The organism is Lentzea sp. NPDC020367 (assembly GCF_044387305.1).
Lineage (GTDB): Bacteria > Actinomycetota > Actinomycetes > Mycobacteriales > Pseudonocardiaceae > Lentzea.
This window is the reverse complement of sequence record NZ_JBIRVV010000018.1, coordinates 53,836-70,343: the sequence shown is the minus strand read 5'-3', so window position 1 is coordinate 70,343 and position 16,508 is coordinate 53,836. Positions and strand designations below refer to the sequence as shown.

At 68.1% G+C, this 16,508-nt stretch carries 20 protein-coding genes and 2 pseudogenes; 13 read left to right on the top strand and 9 right to left on the bottom strand.

Going from position 1 to position 16,508, the window contains the following annotated elements:
- Nucleotides 1-6 precede the first annotated feature (6 nt).
- Nucleotides 7-1,194 (top strand): hypothetical protein, encoded by a 1,188-nt coding sequence (locus tag ACH413_RS41980; RefSeq protein WP_360046835.1) that lies wholly within the window; start codon nt 7-9, stop codon nt 1,192-1,194.
- Here the strand turns inward: ACH413_RS41980 and ACH413_RS41975 are convergent.
- The 3 genes from ACH413_RS41975 to uvrA form a co-directional block, all read right to left on the bottom strand.
- Nucleotides 1,191-1,655 carry an SRPBCC family protein gene (locus tag ACH413_RS41975; protein ID WP_360046834.1) on the bottom strand — a complete coding sequence of 155 codons (465 nt, stop codon included), beginning with the start codon at nt 1,653-1,655 and terminating at the stop codon, nt 1,191-1,193. The two genes, ACH413_RS41980 and ACH413_RS41975, sit on opposite strands and share 4 nt — an antisense overlap.
- A 129-nt stretch (nt 1,656-1,784) precedes the next feature.
- Entirely contained in the window at nt 1,785-1,967 is a 183-nt protein-coding gene (locus tag ACH413_RS41970; protein ID WP_360046833.1) for a hypothetical protein, read from the bottom strand.
- The gene (gene uvrA, locus ACH413_RS41965) at nt 1,967-4,846 is read right to left on the bottom strand and encodes an excinuclease ABC subunit UvrA (protein WP_360046832.1); all 2,880 of its coding nucleotides are present in this window, start codon (nt 4,844-4,846) and stop codon (nt 1,967-1,969) included. The genes ACH413_RS41970 and uvrA overlap by 1 nt, the downstream gene beginning before the upstream one ends.
- Nucleotides 4,847-5,070: 224 nt before the next feature.
- Between uvrA and ACH413_RS41960 the strand changes: the two genes are divergently transcribed.
- Nucleotides 5,071-5,823, top strand: coding sequence for a maleylpyruvate isomerase family mycothiol-dependent enzyme (locus ACH413_RS41960; RefSeq protein ID WP_360046831.1), 753 nt, complete (start codon nt 5,071-5,073; stop codon nt 5,821-5,823).
- A gap of 47 nt (nt 5,824-5,870) precedes the next feature.
- Here the strand turns inward: ACH413_RS41960 and ACH413_RS41955 are convergent.
- A pseudogene (locus ACH413_RS41955) lies at nt 5,871-6,830 on the bottom strand (acyltransferase family protein); the annotation flags it as partial.
- A 139-nt stretch (nt 6,831-6,969) separates the two neighbouring features.
- On the opposite strand from ACH413_RS41955, the gene ACH413_RS41950 reads away from it, so the two are divergent.
- Nucleotides 6,970-7,647, top strand: coding sequence for an MBL fold metallo-hydrolase (locus ACH413_RS41950; protein ID WP_360046830.1), 678 nt, complete (start codon nt 6,970-6,972; stop codon nt 7,645-7,647).
- 4 nt (nt 7,648-7,651) lie between these two features.
- On the opposite strand, the gene ACH413_RS41945 is transcribed toward ACH413_RS41950, so the two are convergent.
- Complete coding sequence (locus tag ACH413_RS41945) at nt 7,652-8,233, bottom strand: hypothetical protein (RefSeq protein ID WP_360046829.1); 582 nt, start codon at nt 8,231-8,233, stop codon at nt 7,652-7,654.
- Nucleotides 8,234-8,243: 10 nt separating this feature from the next.
- On the opposite strand from ACH413_RS41945, the gene ACH413_RS41940 reads away from it, so the two are divergent.
- The 3 genes from ACH413_RS41940 to ACH413_RS41930 all read left to right on the top strand — a co-directional run bounded on the left by ACH413_RS41940 (nt 8,244) and on the right by ACH413_RS41930 (nt 10,250).
- Entirely contained in the window at nt 8,244-9,194 is a 951-nt protein-coding gene (locus ACH413_RS41940; protein WP_396425819.1) for an amidase family protein, read from the top strand.
- Entirely contained in the window at nt 9,191-9,514 is a 324-nt protein-coding gene (locus ACH413_RS41935; RefSeq protein ID WP_360046828.1) for a hypothetical protein, read from the top strand. Before ACH413_RS41940 ends, ACH413_RS41935 begins: the two co-directional genes overlap by 4 nt.
- A gap of 79 nt (nt 9,515-9,593) precedes the next feature.
- Nucleotides 9,594-10,250, top strand: coding sequence for a hypothetical protein (locus ACH413_RS41930; protein WP_360046827.1), 657 nt, complete (start codon nt 9,594-9,596; stop codon nt 10,248-10,250).
- Here ACH413_RS41930 and ACH413_RS41925 read toward each other — a convergent pair.
- Complete coding sequence (locus ACH413_RS41925) at nt 10,247-10,789, bottom strand: NAD(P)H-dependent oxidoreductase (protein ID WP_360046826.1); 543 nt, start codon at nt 10,787-10,789, stop codon at nt 10,247-10,249. The genes ACH413_RS41930 and ACH413_RS41925 overlap by 4 nt on opposite strands.
- Before the next feature lie 62 nt (nt 10,790-10,851).
- On the opposite strand from ACH413_RS41925, the gene ACH413_RS41920 reads away from it, so the two are divergent.
- The 4 genes and pseudogenes from ACH413_RS41920 (at nt 10,852) to ACH413_RS41905 (ending at nt 12,967) form a co-directional block, all read left to right on the top strand.
- On the top strand, nt 10,852-11,442 hold the full coding sequence (locus ACH413_RS41920) for a helix-turn-helix domain-containing protein (protein WP_360046825.1): 591 nt from the start codon (nt 10,852-10,854) through the stop codon (nt 11,440-11,442).
- A gap of 4 nt (nt 11,443-11,446) precedes the next feature.
- Nucleotides 11,447-11,824 carry a DUF1801 domain-containing protein gene (locus tag ACH413_RS41915; protein WP_360046824.1) on the top strand — a complete coding sequence of 126 codons (378 nt, stop codon included), beginning with the start codon at nt 11,447-11,449 and terminating at the stop codon, nt 11,822-11,824.
- 11 nt (nt 11,825-11,835) lie between these two features.
- A pseudogene (gene rnhA / locus ACH413_RS41910) lies at nt 11,836-12,279 on the top strand (ribonuclease HI); the annotation flags it as partial.
- A gap of 274 nt (nt 12,280-12,553) precedes the next feature.
- On the top strand, nt 12,554-12,967 hold the full coding sequence (locus ACH413_RS41905) for a PPOX class F420-dependent oxidoreductase (RefSeq protein WP_360046823.1): 414 nt from the start codon (nt 12,554-12,556) through the stop codon (nt 12,965-12,967).
- Here ACH413_RS41905 and ACH413_RS41900 read toward each other — a convergent pair.
- From ACH413_RS41900 to ACH413_RS41890, 3 genes are all read right to left on the bottom strand, one after another.
- Nucleotides 12,962-13,171, bottom strand: coding sequence for a hypothetical protein (locus tag ACH413_RS41900; protein ID WP_360046822.1), 210 nt, complete (start codon nt 13,169-13,171; stop codon nt 12,962-12,964). The genes ACH413_RS41905 and ACH413_RS41900 overlap by 6 nt on opposite strands.
- A 62-nt stretch (nt 13,172-13,233) precedes the next feature.
- Complete coding sequence (locus ACH413_RS41895) at nt 13,234-13,584, bottom strand: class I SAM-dependent methyltransferase (RefSeq protein WP_360046821.1); 351 nt, start codon at nt 13,582-13,584, stop codon at nt 13,234-13,236.
- Nucleotides 13,581-14,717: a PLP-dependent aminotransferase family protein gene (locus tag ACH413_RS41890; protein ID WP_360046820.1), complete on the bottom strand. Its 1,137-nt coding sequence runs from the start codon at nt 14,715-14,717 to the stop codon at nt 13,581-13,583. The genes ACH413_RS41895 and ACH413_RS41890 overlap by 4 nt, the downstream gene beginning before the upstream one ends.
- Nucleotides 14,718-14,791: 74 nt before the next feature.
- Here ACH413_RS41890 and ACH413_RS41885 point away from each other — a divergent pair, with 74 nt between their 5' ends.
- From ACH413_RS41885 to ACH413_RS41875, 3 genes are read left to right on the top strand one after another with little or no spacing between them, the layout of a single operon-like run.
- Entirely contained in the window at nt 14,792-15,247 is a 456-nt protein-coding gene (locus ACH413_RS41885; protein ID WP_360046819.1) for a GyrI-like domain-containing protein, read from the top strand.
- 37 nt (nt 15,248-15,284) lie between these two features.
- The gene (locus ACH413_RS41880; RefSeq protein ID WP_330273547.1) at nt 15,285-15,596 is read left to right on the top strand and encodes a metalloregulator ArsR/SmtB family transcription factor; all 312 of its coding nucleotides are present in this window, start codon (nt 15,285-15,287) and stop codon (nt 15,594-15,596) included.
- A 2-nt stretch (nt 15,597-15,598) separates the two neighbouring features.
- Entirely contained in the window at nt 15,599-16,480 is an 882-nt protein-coding gene (locus ACH413_RS41875; RefSeq protein WP_360046818.1) for an SRPBCC domain-containing protein, read from the top strand.
- Nucleotides 16,481-16,508: the final 28 nt, after the last annotated feature.

Genomic DNA, 16,508 nt, shown 5'->3' with positions numbered 1-16,508 from the left:
GACGACGTGAAACGCTGGCTGCTGGTGGGGATCGCCGTCGTGGCGGTGCTGGGACTGACCTTCGGCGGCGTCGTCGTGCTGCTGACTCCGGACCACCGCACGACGTTCCTCGTCGACGCGTCCGAGTCTTCGGACTTCGGCGAGGTGGCGGACGCCGTCGGAGCGGCAGCGTCCAACATGTCCGCCGACGACTCGTTGGCACTGCGCCGCTTCGGCGGCACCTGCGACTCCCCCGACACCGCCGAACTGGTCACGCCGGCCACCGGGCAGGCCGCCAGGATCGGGGACGCGGCCCGCGCCATCACTCCCAGCGGCAAGGCGACTCTGCTGAGCGGCATCCTCGCCGCGATCGACGACTTCGCGCGCACGTACCCGTTCCGCGGCTCCGCGACCAACCACGTCGTGGTCATCGCCCGTGGGGGCGCCGACGCCTGCGGCAAGAGCGCCGACGAGGTCCGCACGATCATCAAGCAGCACACGGACAAGGCCGGCGTGAAGATCGACTTCCGGTTCGTCGGCCACCGGCTCACCTCCGAACAGGTCAAGGTCCTCACCGAGATCGCCGCCGCCACCAACGCCCTGGAACCGCGCCTCACCAAGACCTCCGGCGAACTCGTCACCACGATGAAGGAGATCTCGATCCCCGCGGACCTGGTGGCGCAGGAGGTGAAGACGCTCAAGGCGTGCGAGACGGTGACCCTGGAGGTGCTCCAGCCGCTGCACCCGGTGAAGGACGATCAGCAACGTCCCGCGCTCCTGACCGAGTTCGACTGCCGGCAGGACCGCTACGTCCTGGCTCGGGCGAACATCGCCCCGGACATCCCCGGCATCTGGCTGCCTGTCGTGTTCGAGTTCCGGGACCAGGCGTGGCACTTCGTGGACGCCCACAACGAGATGTCCTGCGGCGACGTGCCTCTGGAGGTGTGGAAGCAGTGGGGCGCGGGCTGCGTGCCCGATCCGGTCGTCTGCCGCGAGGGCGAAGCGAGGGTGGCCGACGAGTCCGGGTCGCTGGGCTGCCCGGCCGCGATCGAGGTGGCCGACCGCTACCAGGCCGCGATCAACGCAGGTCAGACGGACGGGGAGAACCTGAGCTGGACCTCCGGCGAGTGGGCCTGCGCCCGGCAGGCTCTCGGGCCTCCGCTGCGTTGCACCCGCATCACCGACGGCGCGAACATCGAGATCGGTGCCGGCTAGGAGTCGCGGCTGGCGGCCTTGGCCTCGAGGACCTGCTTCAGGCCCTTGAAGCCGCCGCGCATCATCATGTCGTGGTTGCCGCGGAAGAACGGCTTCGCGATGAGCACCAACCGCCGCAACAGCGCCTTGTTGACCACTACTTCCTGGTCGAACATGAGGTCGGTGCCGCCGTCACGACCGGTGATCTCCCAGCTCGCATAGCCTTCGAGATCACCGGACAACGTCGCACGGAGAAGTCCGGCCTGCTGGTTCCGGATGCTGTGCCTGACCTGCACGACGAGGTCGAACGGCAGGAACGAACGGCACCTGAGCTCGCCGGTCTCGTCGTCGATCTTCGTGGCTTTCCGGATCTCGGTCCACCACAGCGGGTAGTTCGCGATGTCGGACAGCACCTCGTACACGACGTCCGGGGGCGCGTCGACGTGCCACACGCTGCGGAAGCGATAGCGGTTGAGTGACACGGCCGCCATCATCCCGGATACCACGTCCGAGTGACAGATCCTCGACGAAACTCACACCAGACCGCGAATTCCTCGCGGCGGAGCATACGGCTCTAGTGAGACTTGAGCGCCTCACTAGGCCGGCCTAGTTCACTTGTCGACTAGATGAGGAAGCCGTTCCAGGGTCCGCAACCAGCTGACAGCCGCGACGCGCCGGAGTGCCTGCTCCGACGAGTCGAGCGCCTCGACGAGGCTGAAGGGGTACGCCACGGGCTCCCCGCGCGACGCCTGAAGAGCGCGCTCGCGGTAGGCCAGCGCATCGAGTGGAATCATCACCCTGCTGCTGACACCTCCTCGTTCTCGAGCACCTGCAGCAAGAACTGCCCCGTGTAGCTCTTCTCGACCTGCGAGACCTGCTCGGGTGTGCCCTCTGCTACGACCATACCGCCGCCGGAGCCCCCTTCGGGACCCATGTCGACGATCCAGTCGGACGTCTTGATGACGTCGAGGTTGTGCTCGATGACGATGACGCTGTTCCCCTTGTCCACCAGGCCGTTGATCACGCCCAGCAGCTTGCGGATGTCCTCGAAGTGCAGGCCCGTCGTCGGCTCGTCGAGGATGTAGACCGTCTTGCCCGTCGAGCGCTTCTGCAGCTCGGACGCGAGCTTCACGCGCTGCGCCTCACCACCGGACAGCGTCGGCGCCGGCTGGCCGAGCCGCACGTAGCCCAGACCCACCTCGACCAGCGTCTTCAGGTGTCGGTAGATGGCGTTGATCGGCTCGAAGAAGGTCGCGGCCTCCTCGATCGGCATGTCGAGGACTTCGGAGATCGTCTTGCCCTTGTAGTGCACTTCCAGCGTCTCGCGGTTGTACCGCGCGCCCTTGCAGACCTCGCAGGGGACATAAACGTCCGGGAGGAAGTTCATCTCGATCTTGATGGTGCCGTCGCCCGCGCACGCCTCGCAGCGACCGCCCTTGACGTTGAACGAGAAGCGGCCCGGCTGGTAGCCGCGGACCTTCGCCTCCGTGGTCGCCGCGAACAGCTTGCGGACGTGGTCGAACACGCCGGTGTAGGTGGCCGGGTTCGACCGCGGGGTGCGGCCGATCGGCGACTGGTCGACCCGCACCAGCTTGTCGACCTCGTTGAGGCCGTTGATGCGGGTGTGGCGGCCGGGCACCTGGCGCGCGCCGTTGAGCTTGTTCGCGAGCACCGTGGCCAGGATGTCGTTGACCAGCGTCGACTTGCCGGAACCGGACACGCCCGTGACCGAGGTCAGCGTGCCGAGCGGGAACGACACGTCGATGCCGCGCAGGTTGTGCTCGCGGGCGCCGACGACCGTGAGCTGGCGCTTCTTGTCGATCTTGCGGCGCTTGGCGGGCATCGGGATCGACTTGCGGCCCGACAGGTAGGCGCCGGTGATCGACTCCTTGTTCGTGAGCAGCTTCTTGTACGGGCCGCTGTGCACGACCTTGCCGCCGTGCTCGCCGGCGCCGGGGCCGATGTCGACCACCCAGTCCGACGCGCGGATCGTGTCCTCGTCGTGCTCGACGACGATCAGCGTGTTGCCGAGGTTGCGCAACCTCGTCAGCGTCTCGATCAGCCGGTGGTTGTCGCGCTGATGCAGGCCGATCGACGGCTCGTCCAGCACGTACAGCACGCCGACCAGGCCGGACCCGATCTGCGTGGCGAGGCGGATGCGCTGCGCCTCGCCGCCGGACAGCGTGCCGGACGCGCGGTCGAGCGAGAGGTAGTCGAGGCCGACGTCGAGCAGGAAGTGCAGGCGGGCCTGGATCTCCTTGAGCACCGCGCCCGCGATCATCGACTCGCGCTTGCCGAGCTTGAGGCCGTCGAGGAAGTCCGAGCACTCCGAGACGCTCATCGCGCAGACCTCGGCGATGGACCTGTCGCCCTTCTTGCCGTGGTGCAGCGTGACGGCGAGGATCTCGGGCTTCAGTCGCGTACCGGCACACGCGGGGCACGGGACCTCGCGCATGTAGCCCTCGTACTTCTCCCGCATGTAGTCGGACTCGGTCTGCTCCTGGCGCCGTTCGAGGAACGGGATGACGCCCTCGTAGTTGGCGTAGTAGGAGCGCTCACGGCCGTAGCGGTTCTTGTAGCGGACGTGCACCTGCTCGTCGATGCCGTGCAGGATCGCCTTCTGCGCCTTGGCGGGCAGGAGACGCCACTGCTGGTCCATCCGGAAGCCGATGGTCTCGCCGAGCGACTGCAGCAGCCGGATGAAGTACTCCGCGGTCTGCCCGCCGGCCCACGGCGCGATGGCACCGTCCTCGAGGCTCAGCTCGTCGTCCGGGACCACGAGCTCCGGGTCGACCTCCTTGCGCACGCCGATGCCCGTGCAGACGGTGCACGCGCCGTACGGCGAGTTGAAGGAGAACGACCGCGGCTCCAGGTCCTCGATCGCGAGCGGGTGGCCGTTGGGGCACGCCAGGTTCTCGGAGAAGCCCCTGATCCGCTTCGGATCGGTCTCCGGGAGGTCGACGAACTCGAGCTCGACCAGGCCGTCCGCGAGCCGCAGCGCCGTCTCGACCGAGTCGGTGAGGCGCTGCTTGGACGAGGCCTTGACGCTCAGGCGGTCGATCACGACCCCGATGTGGTGCTTCTCCTGCTTCTTGAGCTTGGGCACCTCGGCGAGCGCGTAGACGACCCCGTCGACCTTCGCGCGCGAGTAGCCCTGCGTCTGCAGGTTCTGGAACAGGTCGACGTACTCGCCCTTGCGGCCGCGGATGACCGGCGCGAGCACCTGGAACTTGGTGCCCTGCTCCATCGCGAGCACCTGGTCGACGATCTCCTGCGGCGTCTGCTTGCCGATCGCCTCGCCGCACTGAGGGCAGTGCGGCTTGCCGGCGCGGGCGTAGAGCAGGCGCAGGTAGTCGTAGACCTCGGTGATCGTGCCGACGGTCGACCGCGGGTTGCGGCTCGTGGACTTCTGGTCGATCGAGACCGCGGGCGAGAGGCCCTCGATGAAGTCGACGTCGGGTTTGTCCATCTGACCGAGGAACTGGCGCGCGTAGGCCGAGAGCGACTCGACGTAGCGGCGCTGGCCCTCGGCGAAGATCGTGTCGAAAGCCAGGCTCGACTTGCCGGAGCCGGACAGCCCCGTGAAGACGATCAGGCTGTCCCGCGGCAGGTCGATATCCACGCCGCGCAGGTTGTGCTCGCGGGCGCCGCGAACAACAAGACGGTCTGCCACTGGGGTCCCTTCGGCTGCGATTGGCGGGTCACTCACGCCACACTCTCCCGAACAAGCGTTCGAAGAGTACTAGCATCGTTTCGGAGGCTGCGACCGACCCGCCGACCATGCTAGGGCTGACCCCTGACAAAAACGGTTCCGTCGCCTGTCGCATTCCCCTGAACAGGCTTTACTCATAGTCTGGTCACTTCGATCAGAGCCTCAACGTCGGGGAGAGGCAGCACATGACCTACACGCCGTCCACTGAGCAGACGTCCGTACCTGCGCCGCGAGGTGTGCCGGACAGGCACATCAACGCCGTGCGCCAGGCTACGGACGTGCTCTACGAGGTCGTCGAGGAGCTGGACGAGACCGCGGTGCGCGGTCCGAGCCTGCTCCCCGGATGGACCCGCGGACACGTCATCACCCACCTCGCGCGCAACGCCGACGCGCTGGTGAACCTGCTCACCTGGGCCAAGACCGGGGTCGAGCACCAAGCTTACGCGTCGCGCGCGGACCGCGACGCGGACATCGAAGAGGGTGCGCGCCGCATCCTCCAGGTGATCAAGGCCGATCTCGACTCCGCGTGCCAGCGGTTCGAGACGGCGTGCCGCGAGTTCCCGGCCCACGCGTGGCGTTCGGAGGTCACCGCGCCCAAGGGGCAGGCGATCCCGGCGTCCGCGGTGCCGTTGTTCCGGCTGCGGGAGATCTGGATCCACCTCATCGACCTCGACGCGGGCGTCGGGTTCGACGACCTGCCCGCCGACTTCGTCGAGGAGTTCCTCGACGACGCCGTGCGGCAGTTCGAGGGCAGGGTCGACTCGTTCGCCGTCGAGGTGACCCTGCCGGACGGGAGTCAGCGCAGCTGGGCGGTCAACGGCCCGGCGAGCCGCAACTCGGTGAGCGGGTCGGCGAGCGCCGTCCTGGGGTGGCTGACCGGCAGGACCGACGGCGCCGACCTGCGCGGTGAGCTGCCGGAACTGCCCGACTGGATCTGAGTGAGCAGCTTGTAGGCGGGGCGTTCGACGAACTTCGTCAGCGCCCAGCCGAGCACCAGCGCCGAGGTGACGAAGCCGGCGAGGATCCACCAGGACCGCAGCCCAACGGCGTGCATGCGGTCCATCACCACGGTGCCGATCTGCTGGTGCACGAGGTAGACGCCGTACGAGATGCCCGCGAGCCACGTGATCGGCTTGGCGATCGGGCTGAAGAACACCCAGTCGGGGCCGGCGGCCGCCGCGCACACCATGAGCAGCAGTACGGCGAAGCCGAGCGTCGATCCGTACTCGGTCGTGTGAATCGCCTGCGCGATCAGGGTGGCGACGAGGAGCGCGGCCAGGTGCGGGGTCTTCAGCCTGTCCTTGTGCCACAGCCAGATCGCGATGCCGGCGGCGAACAACTGCGCCCTGTGCAGCGCGAACCCGTTGTAGACGGTGAACAGCGCGTGCGAGTGGTCCAGCAACGGCCGTAGCAACAACGGCGTGACGATGAGCGCCCACAGGAAGACGCGGAGCTTCGTGCCTCTCAGTCGCTTCACGAGCAGAGCACCGGCGATGAACGCGGCGATCTGCACGGGCACGGTCCAGTAGGCGAAGTCGACGATGTTGACGTCCGGCATCCACTGGTTGATGAGCAGCAGGTTGTAGACGACGTCTCTGCCGTCGAGCTGACTCCACCCCTCCGGCGCGATCCATCTCTGCACCGCGTAGGTGAGCAGCACCGCCGCCATGTACGCGGGCAGCAGTCTGGCGAGTCTTCTCCACAGGAACCGGCCGGGTTCACCGCTGTTCAGCGAGGCACAGGCGAAGAAAGCCGAGACGACCATCAGCGTGCTGGCGCCCATCGACATCGGGAACGTGAACGGCAGCGGCCCGAGATCGGGGTGACTGCTGACGCTCGTGAGCGTGGCGTGGTGGAGCAACACGCACCCGATGGCGACGACGCGAAGGACGTCCCAGCTGACCCTGCGGGCCGTCCGGGGCTTCTGTCGTTGCGCTGGAATCACGAGAGGCGGGGACCTGTTCGTTTGGTGCTTTCGGAGTACTCGGACGTCGAAGCTTGATCCTTACTTACCCTATGAGTGAGACCTGTATGCAACCTGAAGGTGTGCGTCTCGCCGCATCGAGCGACTACCGTCTGCCACCGTGGACGTACTCGAGAACTACACCGGTCACGTCGATCCAGAGGGCCCCGCAGCCCGCCGCACCCTGGACGCGCTGACCATCACGAAGATCTCCGTCGGACCGATGGACAACAACGCCTACCTGCTGGTTTGCCGGTCCACGAACGAGGCGCTGCTCATCGACGCGGCCAACGACTACGAGCGCCTGTCCGACCTGTTCGGCCACATCCCGAACCGCCCGAGACTGCGCACGATCGTGACCACGCACCAGCACGCCGATCACTGGCAGGCACTCGGCGCCCTCGCCGGAGCCCACGGCGCGAACACCGTGGCGCACGAACTGGACGCCCCCGTCCTCCCGGTCCCGCCGGACGTCCTCGTGGACCACGGCGACACCATCAACGTGGGAGAAGTCCCGCTCTCGATCATCCACCTGCGCGGCCACACGCCAGGCTCGATCGCCGTCGTCTACGACGACCCGACCGGCCACCCGCACCTCTTCACCGGAGATTCACTCTTTCCGGGGGGTGTGGGAAAGACCACGTCCGCCGACAACTTCGCGTCGCTGATCAACGACGTGGAGGACAGGCTGTTCGCCGTGCTGCCCGACGACACGTGGTTCTACCCCGGTCACGGCGACGACTCGACGCTCGGCAAGGAACGCCCGTCCCTCGCGGAGTGGCGCGCCCGAGGCTGGTGACGCGTCAGCCGCGGACGTCGAGCAGATCCAGATAACCGGTCGTCGTCCGCCACAGGGCGTCCGAGTACGGGGTGAGCTTGCCGGGGCTCCAGCGGCGGTCGGTGTAGTCCTGGTTCACCTGCCGCAGTGCCCTCAGGCTCACCTCGAACTCGTCCTCGACGCGCTTGCGCAGTTCCTCCTCCGACGGCGCGGCCGTGCGCACCAGCTCACCCGTGCCGTCGCTGACCGCCACGAGCGCTTCCTCGCTGACGCCGTCCGCCGCGCTCCAGATCAGCGCGGGGCGTTCGATGCGGTGGTTCCACACCGGCGCGTCCTTCGACCGCCAGCGGGCCTCGAACGGATTGCGCGACAGCTTCGTCGAGTTCGCCCAGTGCTCTGCGCCGACCGGCTCGGTCATCCACGGCACCTCGTCCACCGGCAGGTCGGTGACCAGGGCGACCTCGATGACGTCGAGGTCGCGCGGCACGTCGAGCAGATCGCCGAAGACCCACAGCTCCACCACCTGGAAGCGGAAGAACGAGGCCGGCAGCTCGCCGCACTTCTGGGCGAGTTCGGCCAGGTGGTGCGCGGCGCGAGTCCATTTCACGAGGTGGATCATGCCTGACCGGGTGGCGGAGGCTTTGGCGCGGCTGGATCTCGTCGAGCCCACGCTGTGTGCGTTCCACGAGGTCTTCCGCACGCCCTCTCTCGAGGTCGACCCCTCGCTGCCGTTCGCGGGCATGCCCATCGCGGTGAAGCGCGGCGAGCGGCGGAGCCACCGGGAGGCGTTGATGGCCATGGGGTGCGTGCCGATCGGCCTGACCGCCACGCCCGATGGCAGCACCCCGTGGCAGACGTGGGGCCGCAACTCTCGCGGCCTCACACGCAACCCGTGGAACCTGGACCGCACGCCGGGCGGTTCGTCCGCCGGTTCGGCCGTCGCGGTGGCGTCCGGCGTCGTGCCGCTGGCCACGGGCGTCGACGGCGCGGGGTCGATCCGCATCCCGGCCGCGTGGTGCGGGGTGTTCGGCCTGAAGACGACCTCCTCAGAACGGACCGCGGTCGGCGTCTTCACCCGCGACCCCGACCTGCTAGCGACCTATCTGGGCATCACGGCGGACAGCACACCCACTGCCGTCTGGTCGAAGGACCTGGGCTTCGCCTCGGTGGACGACGAGCAGGCGTCGATCGCCTGGAACGCGGCTTCTCCCTTGCGCCCACGCCCGGTCTCGTTGTCGCTCGAGGACCCCGCCGACGACTGGTTCGCCGGCCGCTGCGGCCCGAACGCCGAGGTGGACGCGTTGTTCGAGACCGCGGACCTGCTGCTCACTCCGGTCACACCCGGCCCGCCGCACGGCCACGACGGCCCGGGCACGCGCATCAACACGTCACTGACCTGGGCGTTCAACCTCAGCGGCCACCCGGCGATCAGCATCCCGGCCGGATTCGACTCGTGCGGCCTCCCGGTCGGGCTCCAGGCCGTGGCCCGACACGGCAGGGAAGTGGATCTGATCGCCGCCGCACGCTTGATCTCCAGTGCGGTGGAGGTTGCACCCTGGCCACCATGAACCTCGTCGTACGCGCCGAACACCAATCCCTGTGGCTGTGCTTCGAGCCGTGGGCCAACCAGCACACGCTGCTACCCGGCACGTCGGTCGTGGTCCGGTTCCCGGACGAGGCCGCCGCCGTGGAGGTCGTGCACCACCACGACGGCATGACCTTCTTCAACGTGGGACCGCACCCCGACCTCTACGAGGAGAACGGGACCGCGTTGGAGATCTACAGCGAGTACATGCCAGCCTTTCCCACCCACCTGCCGCTCGACGCGCTCAAGCTCGTCATGGACATCGTCCCGCCGATCCGCACGGAGCCAGACCGCCTGAACTGACCCGAGCGGGTGGTTTGACTTCAATCCACCTCACCGACCCCCTCACGTGCTGTGTCCTCGTCGCTCGAGGAGGCCACGAATGGCGAGACGCATCGGTGGTGCCGGAGGCGGGTCGGATCCCGGCGCGGGCAAAGCCGGAGCCGTGGTGGTCGCGGGTGTGCTGGCGATGTCGGTCGCCGCCGGCACCGGCGGGCTGTCGGTCGGTGGCGGGGCCTCGACGGTCGCCGTCGACTCGGCCGGGGTGAACCTCACCAGGGCGAGGTCCGAGGGCAAGAAGTCCGCCCGCAACGGTGACGCGGACGGTGCGTGGCGTCAGATGAACATGCGCACCCTCAAGCGCACGGCCAAACCGGCGTTGGAGTGCGTGTCGCACTCCTTCGGCCAGGTGCGGGACCACTTCGTGCGCAACCCGTGCAAGTCGCTCGACCGGACGCTCTTCGCCGTCGGCGACGGTCGAGGCAACGTCGCGGTCGTGTCCGTGGCGTGGGTCGGCTTCCGGAACCGGCGTGACGCCGGTGAGTTCAAGAAGCTGATCGACGTGCACGGCACCGGCGACGTCACCCCGCTCGCGACGCCGCTGCTCGACCTGGCGGACGTCCGCTTCACCGGACTGCACTACCAGTCGCGATCGGACGGCGGCACGGTCGTGATCGCCGAGACGGAATCAGTGTCCGGCCAGGTGAGCGGTGAGACGCTGGACGCCATGGCGGACATCGCGAGCTGGCTGCCCCGTTAGGCGGCGACCGCTCGCACCGACCTCAACGCGGACGCCCACGCCACCAGTTCGTCGAGCATGGCGTTGAGCTCCTCGTGCTGCTGCGGCTCCCCCTGCAGTTCGCCACGGCCGAACGCGACCTGAGTGCGCACGGTCGCCACCTTCAGTTCCGCCAGCACCAGCCGCAACTGTTCGACGGCACGCAGGCCGCCGTTGCCTCCCAGCGACACGAACCCGGCCGCCTTGTCGTTCCACTCCGCGTACAGGTAGTCGAGCGCGTTCTTCAGCACGGCCGGGAACGAGTGGTTGTACTCGGGCGTGACGAACACGAAGCCGTCGTACGGCGCGATGAGCGACGCCCACTCTCGCGTGTGGGCGTGCGCGTACTCGCCGAAGATCGCGGGCACGGGCTCGTCCAGCAACGGCAGGTTCACCTCCTTCAGGTCGATGAGCTCGAACGAGGCGTCGTCACGGGCGTTGGCGACGTTCACGACCCACTGCGCCACGCCCTCGGAACGACGGCCGGGGCGCGTGCTCCCCAAGATCACTGCGATTCGCATGGCGACCAAAGTACAACGCTCGTAGTACTTAGTGCAACGAGCGTTGTACTAAGCTCCGGGGCATGCGACCGGACAAGCGGCAGGCGATCCTGCGCGGAGCGTTGAGCGTGTTCTCGCGCGACGGCTACTCGCGGGCGAGCATCGACGCCATCGCGAAGGAGTCGGAGGTGTCGACGCGAACGCTCTACAACCACTTCGCGGACAAGGCCGACCTCTTCCGCAACGTCATCCAGGCGAGTGCGAGCGAGGCCGCGCAGGACCAGATCGCGATCATCGAACGGCACTTCCACAAGGTCACAGACCTGGAGAAGGACCTCACGGCGTTCGGGAAGGCCATGTGCGCCGAGCACGGCAACGCCACGCACTTCGCACTGGTGCGGCAGATCAACGCCGAGCTCACCCACATCCCGGCCGAGGCGATCGAGGCGTGGCAGGAGACGGGACCGCGCAGGGTGCGGCGGGAGCTCGCGGCCCGGCTCGACGGACTCGGGTTCACCGATCCGCGGCGCGCGGCCGTGCACCTGATGCTGCTCACGATGACGGGCGAGCCCTCCATCAGGGGGACGCGTCCGGATGACGACGACATCGCGGCCGGCGTCAGGGTCTTCCTGCACGGGCACGATGTCGAGAAACAGCGAACGGCAGCGACATAGGGGCATGGACACACGTATCGACGACTACATCGCCGGGCTGCCGGAGTGGCAGCAGGACGTCTGCCGCGAGGTGCGCAGGCTCGTCCACGAGGCCGACCCGGACGTCGAGGAGACGATCAAGTTCACGAACCGGCCGTACTTCGTGCTGGACGGCAACGTCTGCGCGTTGCTCGGCACCAAGGACCACGTGAACGTGATGCTCTACGACAAGGCGAGCGTGCCGGACCCGCACAACATCATCACGAGCGGCCACGGCAACAAGACCGCGCGCATGATCTCCGTGTACCGCGACCAGCCCATCAACGCACCGGCGCTCGTCGAGATGTTCCGCCACATCATCGCCGCCAACCGCCGTCGCAAGGGTGTCGGACCTCGTCGGTAGCCTCATGACGCATGGCGGTCGAGATCTACACCGACGGTGCGTGCAGCCCCAATCCCGGACCGGGCGGCTGGGGCGCCGTGCTGCGCTACGGCGAGCACGAGAAGGACATGTACGGCGGTGACATCGGCCCGACGACGAACAACCGCATGGAACTGATGGCGCCCATCATGGCGTTGGAGAGCCTCACCCGTCCGTCGACCGTGGACCTGTACACGGACAGCACTTACGTCCGCAACGGCATCACCTCGTGGGTGCACGGCTGGAAGGCGAACGGCTGGCTCACGAAGGCCCGTGAGCCGGTGAAGAACTCGGACCTGTGGCGCCGCCTGGAAGAGGCCGCCAACCGGCACGAGGTGGAGTGGCACTGGGTCAAGGGCCACGCGGGCCACCCGGAGAACGAGCGCGCCGACCGCCTCGCCGTGCGCGGGGTCGAGGAGGTGACGGGCCGGGAAGTCAAGCAGCCCCAGGCAAAGCCGAAGAAGGCGGCCAAGCCCAAGCAGCCGCGCGAACTGAGCGGCGAGCCGTGTGGCGCGCCCACGAAGAAGGGCACGCCCTGCCCGATCACGGCAGGCGCGAACGGCCTGTGCCACGTGCACGACCCGGCGTTGCAATGTGGCGCTCTCACGAAGAAGCGCGTGCCCTGCACCATCGCGACCGGCGGCGGCCATTGCGAATACCACCAGGATTCGTTGGAGCTGTTCACCTAGCAACCGGCGTAGCGTCGCCGTCATGCTCCCCGAATCCGCCAGATCAGTGCTGGAGTCCAACGCGCTCGGCCACCTCGTGACACTCGGACCGGACGGCTTCCCGCAGGTCACCATCGTCTGGGTGGGGCTGGACGGCGACGAGATCGTCTCCGGCCACCTGGCCGCACACCAGAAGGTCCGCAACATCCGCAACGACGGCCGTGTGGTGCTGTCCATCGAGACGCCCAACATCAACGACCACGGCATGCAGGAGTACCTCGTCGTCTACGGCACCGCACGCATCACCGAGGGCGGGGCGCCGGAACTGCTGCAGCGCCTCGCACACGTCTACCTCGGGCCGGAGGTGAAGTTCCCGCCGATGGACAACCCGCCGGCCGGGTTCGTCACGCGCATCAAGGTCGACCGCGTCGCGGGTGTGGGTCCCTGGGCCTCATAGCGGCTCGTAGCGGGAGTGGACCGCGGGCTGGCCCGTGTAGTTCGGGCCGGCCTTGTCGTCCGCGCCCAGGTAGACGAACGGCAACCGCGGTCGGCCCGGCCCCTCGTAGCCGACCAGACGCCTGCGGCTGTCGTAGCTGAACCCGGCCTCACGCAACGCTTTGGTCAGCGCGCGACCGAACAGGGTGCCGTCAGCACGACGCACACCAGCGACGTCGAAACTCGCCACGAACCGGCCGCCGGGCGTGAGCCAGGACGCGGCGCGGGTCAGCAGACCGAGTTGTCGCCCACGTAGTGCAAGCCGTGCACGCAGGTCACGAGGTCGACGGATTGCGCGGGCTCCCACTGGTCGACCGGCGCGACGACGAAGCTAAGCCCTGGACGGGCCGGCACGTGGTGGTCGACCAGGTCCACACCGACGATCGTCACGTCGTCCCGCGCGGCCTCGGCGAGTGCTTTTCCCGAGCCACAGCACAGATCCACCCACAGGGCACCGGATCTCAGCAGCAGGTCGGTCCTCAACTCGCGGCGATAGCTCGCCAGGCCTCGTTCCCGGTTCATCTCGCAGTTCGCGACGACCGACGAACTCCACAGCGCCTCGTCGTCCAGCAGGCTCACCGCAGCACCTTCGCCAGACGCGCCATGCCTTCCCCGATCTCCTCCACCGTGTTGGCGGTGAACGACATCCGGAACGTCGCGTGGTCCGGCGTGGTCGCGAAGAAAGGCGCACCGGGCACGAAAGCGACGTCGTGCAGCAAAGCCTCCTTCAGCAGCACGGCGCTGTCCGCGTCGCCGGGCAGCCGCAGCCACACGAACATGCCGCCGTCCGGGTCGCTCCACGTCGTGCCGGGCGGCATGACTGCGGGCAGCGCGGCGATCATCGCGTCGCGGCGGGCGCCGTACTCCGTGCGCAGGCGGGCGATGTGGGCGTCGAGGTCGTTGTGCGTCAGGTAGGCCGCGGCGGCCGCTTGGTCCACTGTGGACGTGTGGAGGTCGGCCGCCTGCTTCACGATCACCAGGGTGCGCAGCAGGTCGGCCGGGGCTCGTAGCCAGCCCAGGCGCATGCCGGGGGCGCCGACCTTCGAGAAACTGCCCAGGTAGATGGTTCTGTCGCTGATCGATGCGAGTGACGGCACCGCCGAGCCGCGGTAGCGGAGTTCGCCGTAGGGGTCGTCCTCCACGATCCACAGCGAGTTCGCCGCAGCGATCTCCGCGATCTCCGCGCGGCGCGGGGCGGAGAGGGTGCGGCCTGTCGGATTTGCGAAAGTGGGGACGAGGTAGAGCAAATCGGGCTTTTCCGCTGCCACCACGGACCTCAGGGACGAAGGAACCAGGCCGTCGGAGTCGCTCTCGACGGGCACGATTCGGGCGCCGGTCATCTGGAAGCACTGCAACGCGGCCAAATACGTCGGTTCCTCGACCGCCACGACAGCGCCCGACCCCAGCAGCGCGGTGGCCACGAGGGTGAGCGCCTGCTGGGAGCCGGTGGTGATCAGGACGTCCGAAGTGGGCAGTCCTGAGCCGGTCAGGCGCGCGGAGACCAGGGCGCGCAGGTCGGGATTTCCTTCTGTGGGGGCGTATTGCAGCACGGAGCGGTCTCGCAGGGCGAGGTCGTAGGCGGCGCGCACACCGTCCAGGTCGAACAGTTCGGGGGCGGGGAGGCCTCCCGCGAAGGAGATGACCTCGGGACGGGAGGTCAGCGCGAGCAGGTCGCGCACCGGGGAACTGGCCACGGAGAGGGTGCGGTGCATGAACTTCACGTTAATCGGACCCCTCTCCCACCGAAGCTCGATTTTCTGTCAGTGGTCGTGGCTAGCGTGGAGGCATGGACATCGAGACACGTGGAGAACAGCCCTACGCCGCCGTCAGGGCCACGGTGACGCTGGAGACCTTCGCCAAGATCGCCGACCGTTTTCCCGAGGTCATGCAGTGGCTGGCCGATCGCGAGTTACCGGTCACAGGAGCGCCGTTCCTGCGGTACTTACGCGTCACCGGCGAGGAGTTCGAGGTCGAGGCCGGCATCCCGACCGTTGCCGAGGTGCCCGGCGACGGTGAGGTGTTCACGGCCACGCTGCCCGCCGGTCAGTACGTGGTCGCGCTCCACGAGGGCAGTCCGGACGGGCTGGCCGCCGTCACCGATCAGCTCCTCGCCCACACCGTCCAGTTCGACCGCAACGGTGACAGGTGGGGTGCGCGCCTCGAGACGTACTTCACCGACCCCGCGGTGGAGCCGGACCAGAGCAAGTGGACGACGGAGGTGGCCATTCGCCTCGCGGGCTGAGGTAGCGCGTATATGCCGATCGAGCTATATTGCTGGAATGGCATCTACGTTCGCCGTGCTGGCGGATCCGAGTCGCCGGGAGATCCTCGACCTGCTGCGTGAACGCGAGCAGCCGGTCGGCTACCTCGTCGACCGGCTGACGCTCGCCCAGCCGACCGTCTCGAAGCACCTGAAGGTGTTGCGCGAGGCCGGTCTGGTCGAGGTGCGCACGGACGCCCAGAAGCGCTGGTACCGGGTGTCGCCAGGGCCTCTGGCGGAGATCGACGCCTGGCTCGCGCCGTACCGGCGGATGTGGGAGAAGAGCCTCGACGCACTGGAACGCCGGCTCGACGAGATCGAAGGGGACTGACCGTGGACGCCGAACTGCGGATGATCGAGGGCAAGCCCGTGCTGCGTTTCGAGCGCGCGCTGCGGCACTCGCCGGAGAAGGTCTGGCGGGTCGTCACCGATCCCGCCGAGATGAAGCACTGGTTCCCCGCCGAGGTCGACGTCGACGGCCGGAAGATGCGCTTCACGTTCCCGGACGCGGCACCCGTCGACTCCGACGGCGGCGAGGGCGAGGTGCTGGAGTCCGATCCGCCGAAGGTCTTCGCGTTCCGCTGGCAGAACGACGTGCTGCGCTTCGAGATCCTGCCGCGTGAGGACGGCTGTCTGCTGGTGTTCACCGCGGTCGTCACGAACAAGCTGTCGGTGGGCCGCGACGCACCGGGCTGGATCACCTGTCTCGACGCGCTGGTAGCCCACGCCGACGGCACGAAGTTCGAACCACCGACGGAGTGGCTGTCGCGCATCGAGCACCACGTCCGGCTCTTCGGCCTGGACGAGGGCACCGATGAACCCGTTGGCGTGCACTTCGTCCGCGATTTGGTCTGGACACCACTCGACGACGTCTGGAAGGTCCTCACCGAAGGCACCGAGGACGCGGTACCGGTCCGTGCCGCACACCCCGGCATCACGCCGGGCGAGGTCACGAGGTCCGAGGCACCGCACCTGCTGGAGTACGAATGGCTCCAGGACGGCGAGCCGAAGGGCAAGGTGCGCTGGGAGTTGGAGCACGTGCCGCTGCAGGGCACGACGGTCACACTCGTCCAGGAGAACGCCCACGGCCCAGAAGCGCTCGCGGCCTGGCACGTGCACCTGGAACTGTTCTTCGCGGCCACGCAGGGCGAGATCCGCTGCCCGTGGCCCGCGGACCGCGAGAAGGAACTGACCGAGCGCTACGCGGAGCGCTGACCGAAGGCACCGGACCCCGGACGCGGCC

Excerpts from the sequence above, each read along its gene's own strand:
- ACH413_RS41970 (WP_360046833.1), bottom strand. The coding sequence starts at position 1,967 with ATGATTCCACTCGATGCGCTGGCCTACCGCGAGCGCGCTCTTCAGGCG.
- ACH413_RS41960 (WP_360046831.1), top strand. The coding sequence starts at position 5,071 with ATGACCTACACGCCGTCCACTGAGCAGACGTCCGTACCTGCGCCGCGA.
- ACH413_RS41940 (WP_396425819.1), top strand. The coding sequence starts at position 8,244 with ATGCCTGACCGGGTGGCGGAGGCTTTGGCGCGGCTGGATCTCGTCGAG.
- ACH413_RS41935 (WP_360046828.1), top strand. The coding sequence starts at position 9,191 with ATGAACCTCGTCGTACGCGCCGAACACCAATCCCTGTGGCTGTGCTTC.
- ACH413_RS41930 (WP_360046827.1), top strand. The coding sequence starts at position 9,594 with ATGGCGAGACGCATCGGTGGTGCCGGAGGCGGGTCGGATCCCGGCGCG.
- ACH413_RS41925 (WP_360046826.1), bottom strand. The coding sequence starts at position 10,789 with ATGCGAATCGCAGTGATCTTGGGGAGCACGCGCCCCGGCCGTCGTTCC.
- ACH413_RS41920 (WP_360046825.1), top strand. The coding sequence starts at position 10,852 with ATGCGACCGGACAAGCGGCAGGCGATCCTGCGCGGAGCGTTGAGCGTG.
- ACH413_RS41915 (WP_360046824.1), top strand. The coding sequence starts at position 11,447 with ATGGACACACGTATCGACGACTACATCGCCGGGCTGCCGGAGTGGCAG.
- ACH413_RS41905 (WP_360046823.1), top strand. The coding sequence starts at position 12,554 with ATGCTCCCCGAATCCGCCAGATCAGTGCTGGAGTCCAACGCGCTCGGC.
- ACH413_RS41890 (WP_360046820.1), bottom strand. The coding sequence starts at position 14,717 with ATGCACCGCACCCTCTCCGTGGCCAGTTCCCCGGTGCGCGACCTGCTC.
- ACH413_RS41885 (WP_360046819.1), top strand. The coding sequence starts at position 14,792 with ATGGACATCGAGACACGTGGAGAACAGCCCTACGCCGCCGTCAGGGCC.
- ACH413_RS41880 (WP_330273547.1), top strand. The coding sequence starts at position 15,285 with ATGGCATCTACGTTCGCCGTGCTGGCGGATCCGAGTCGCCGGGAGATC.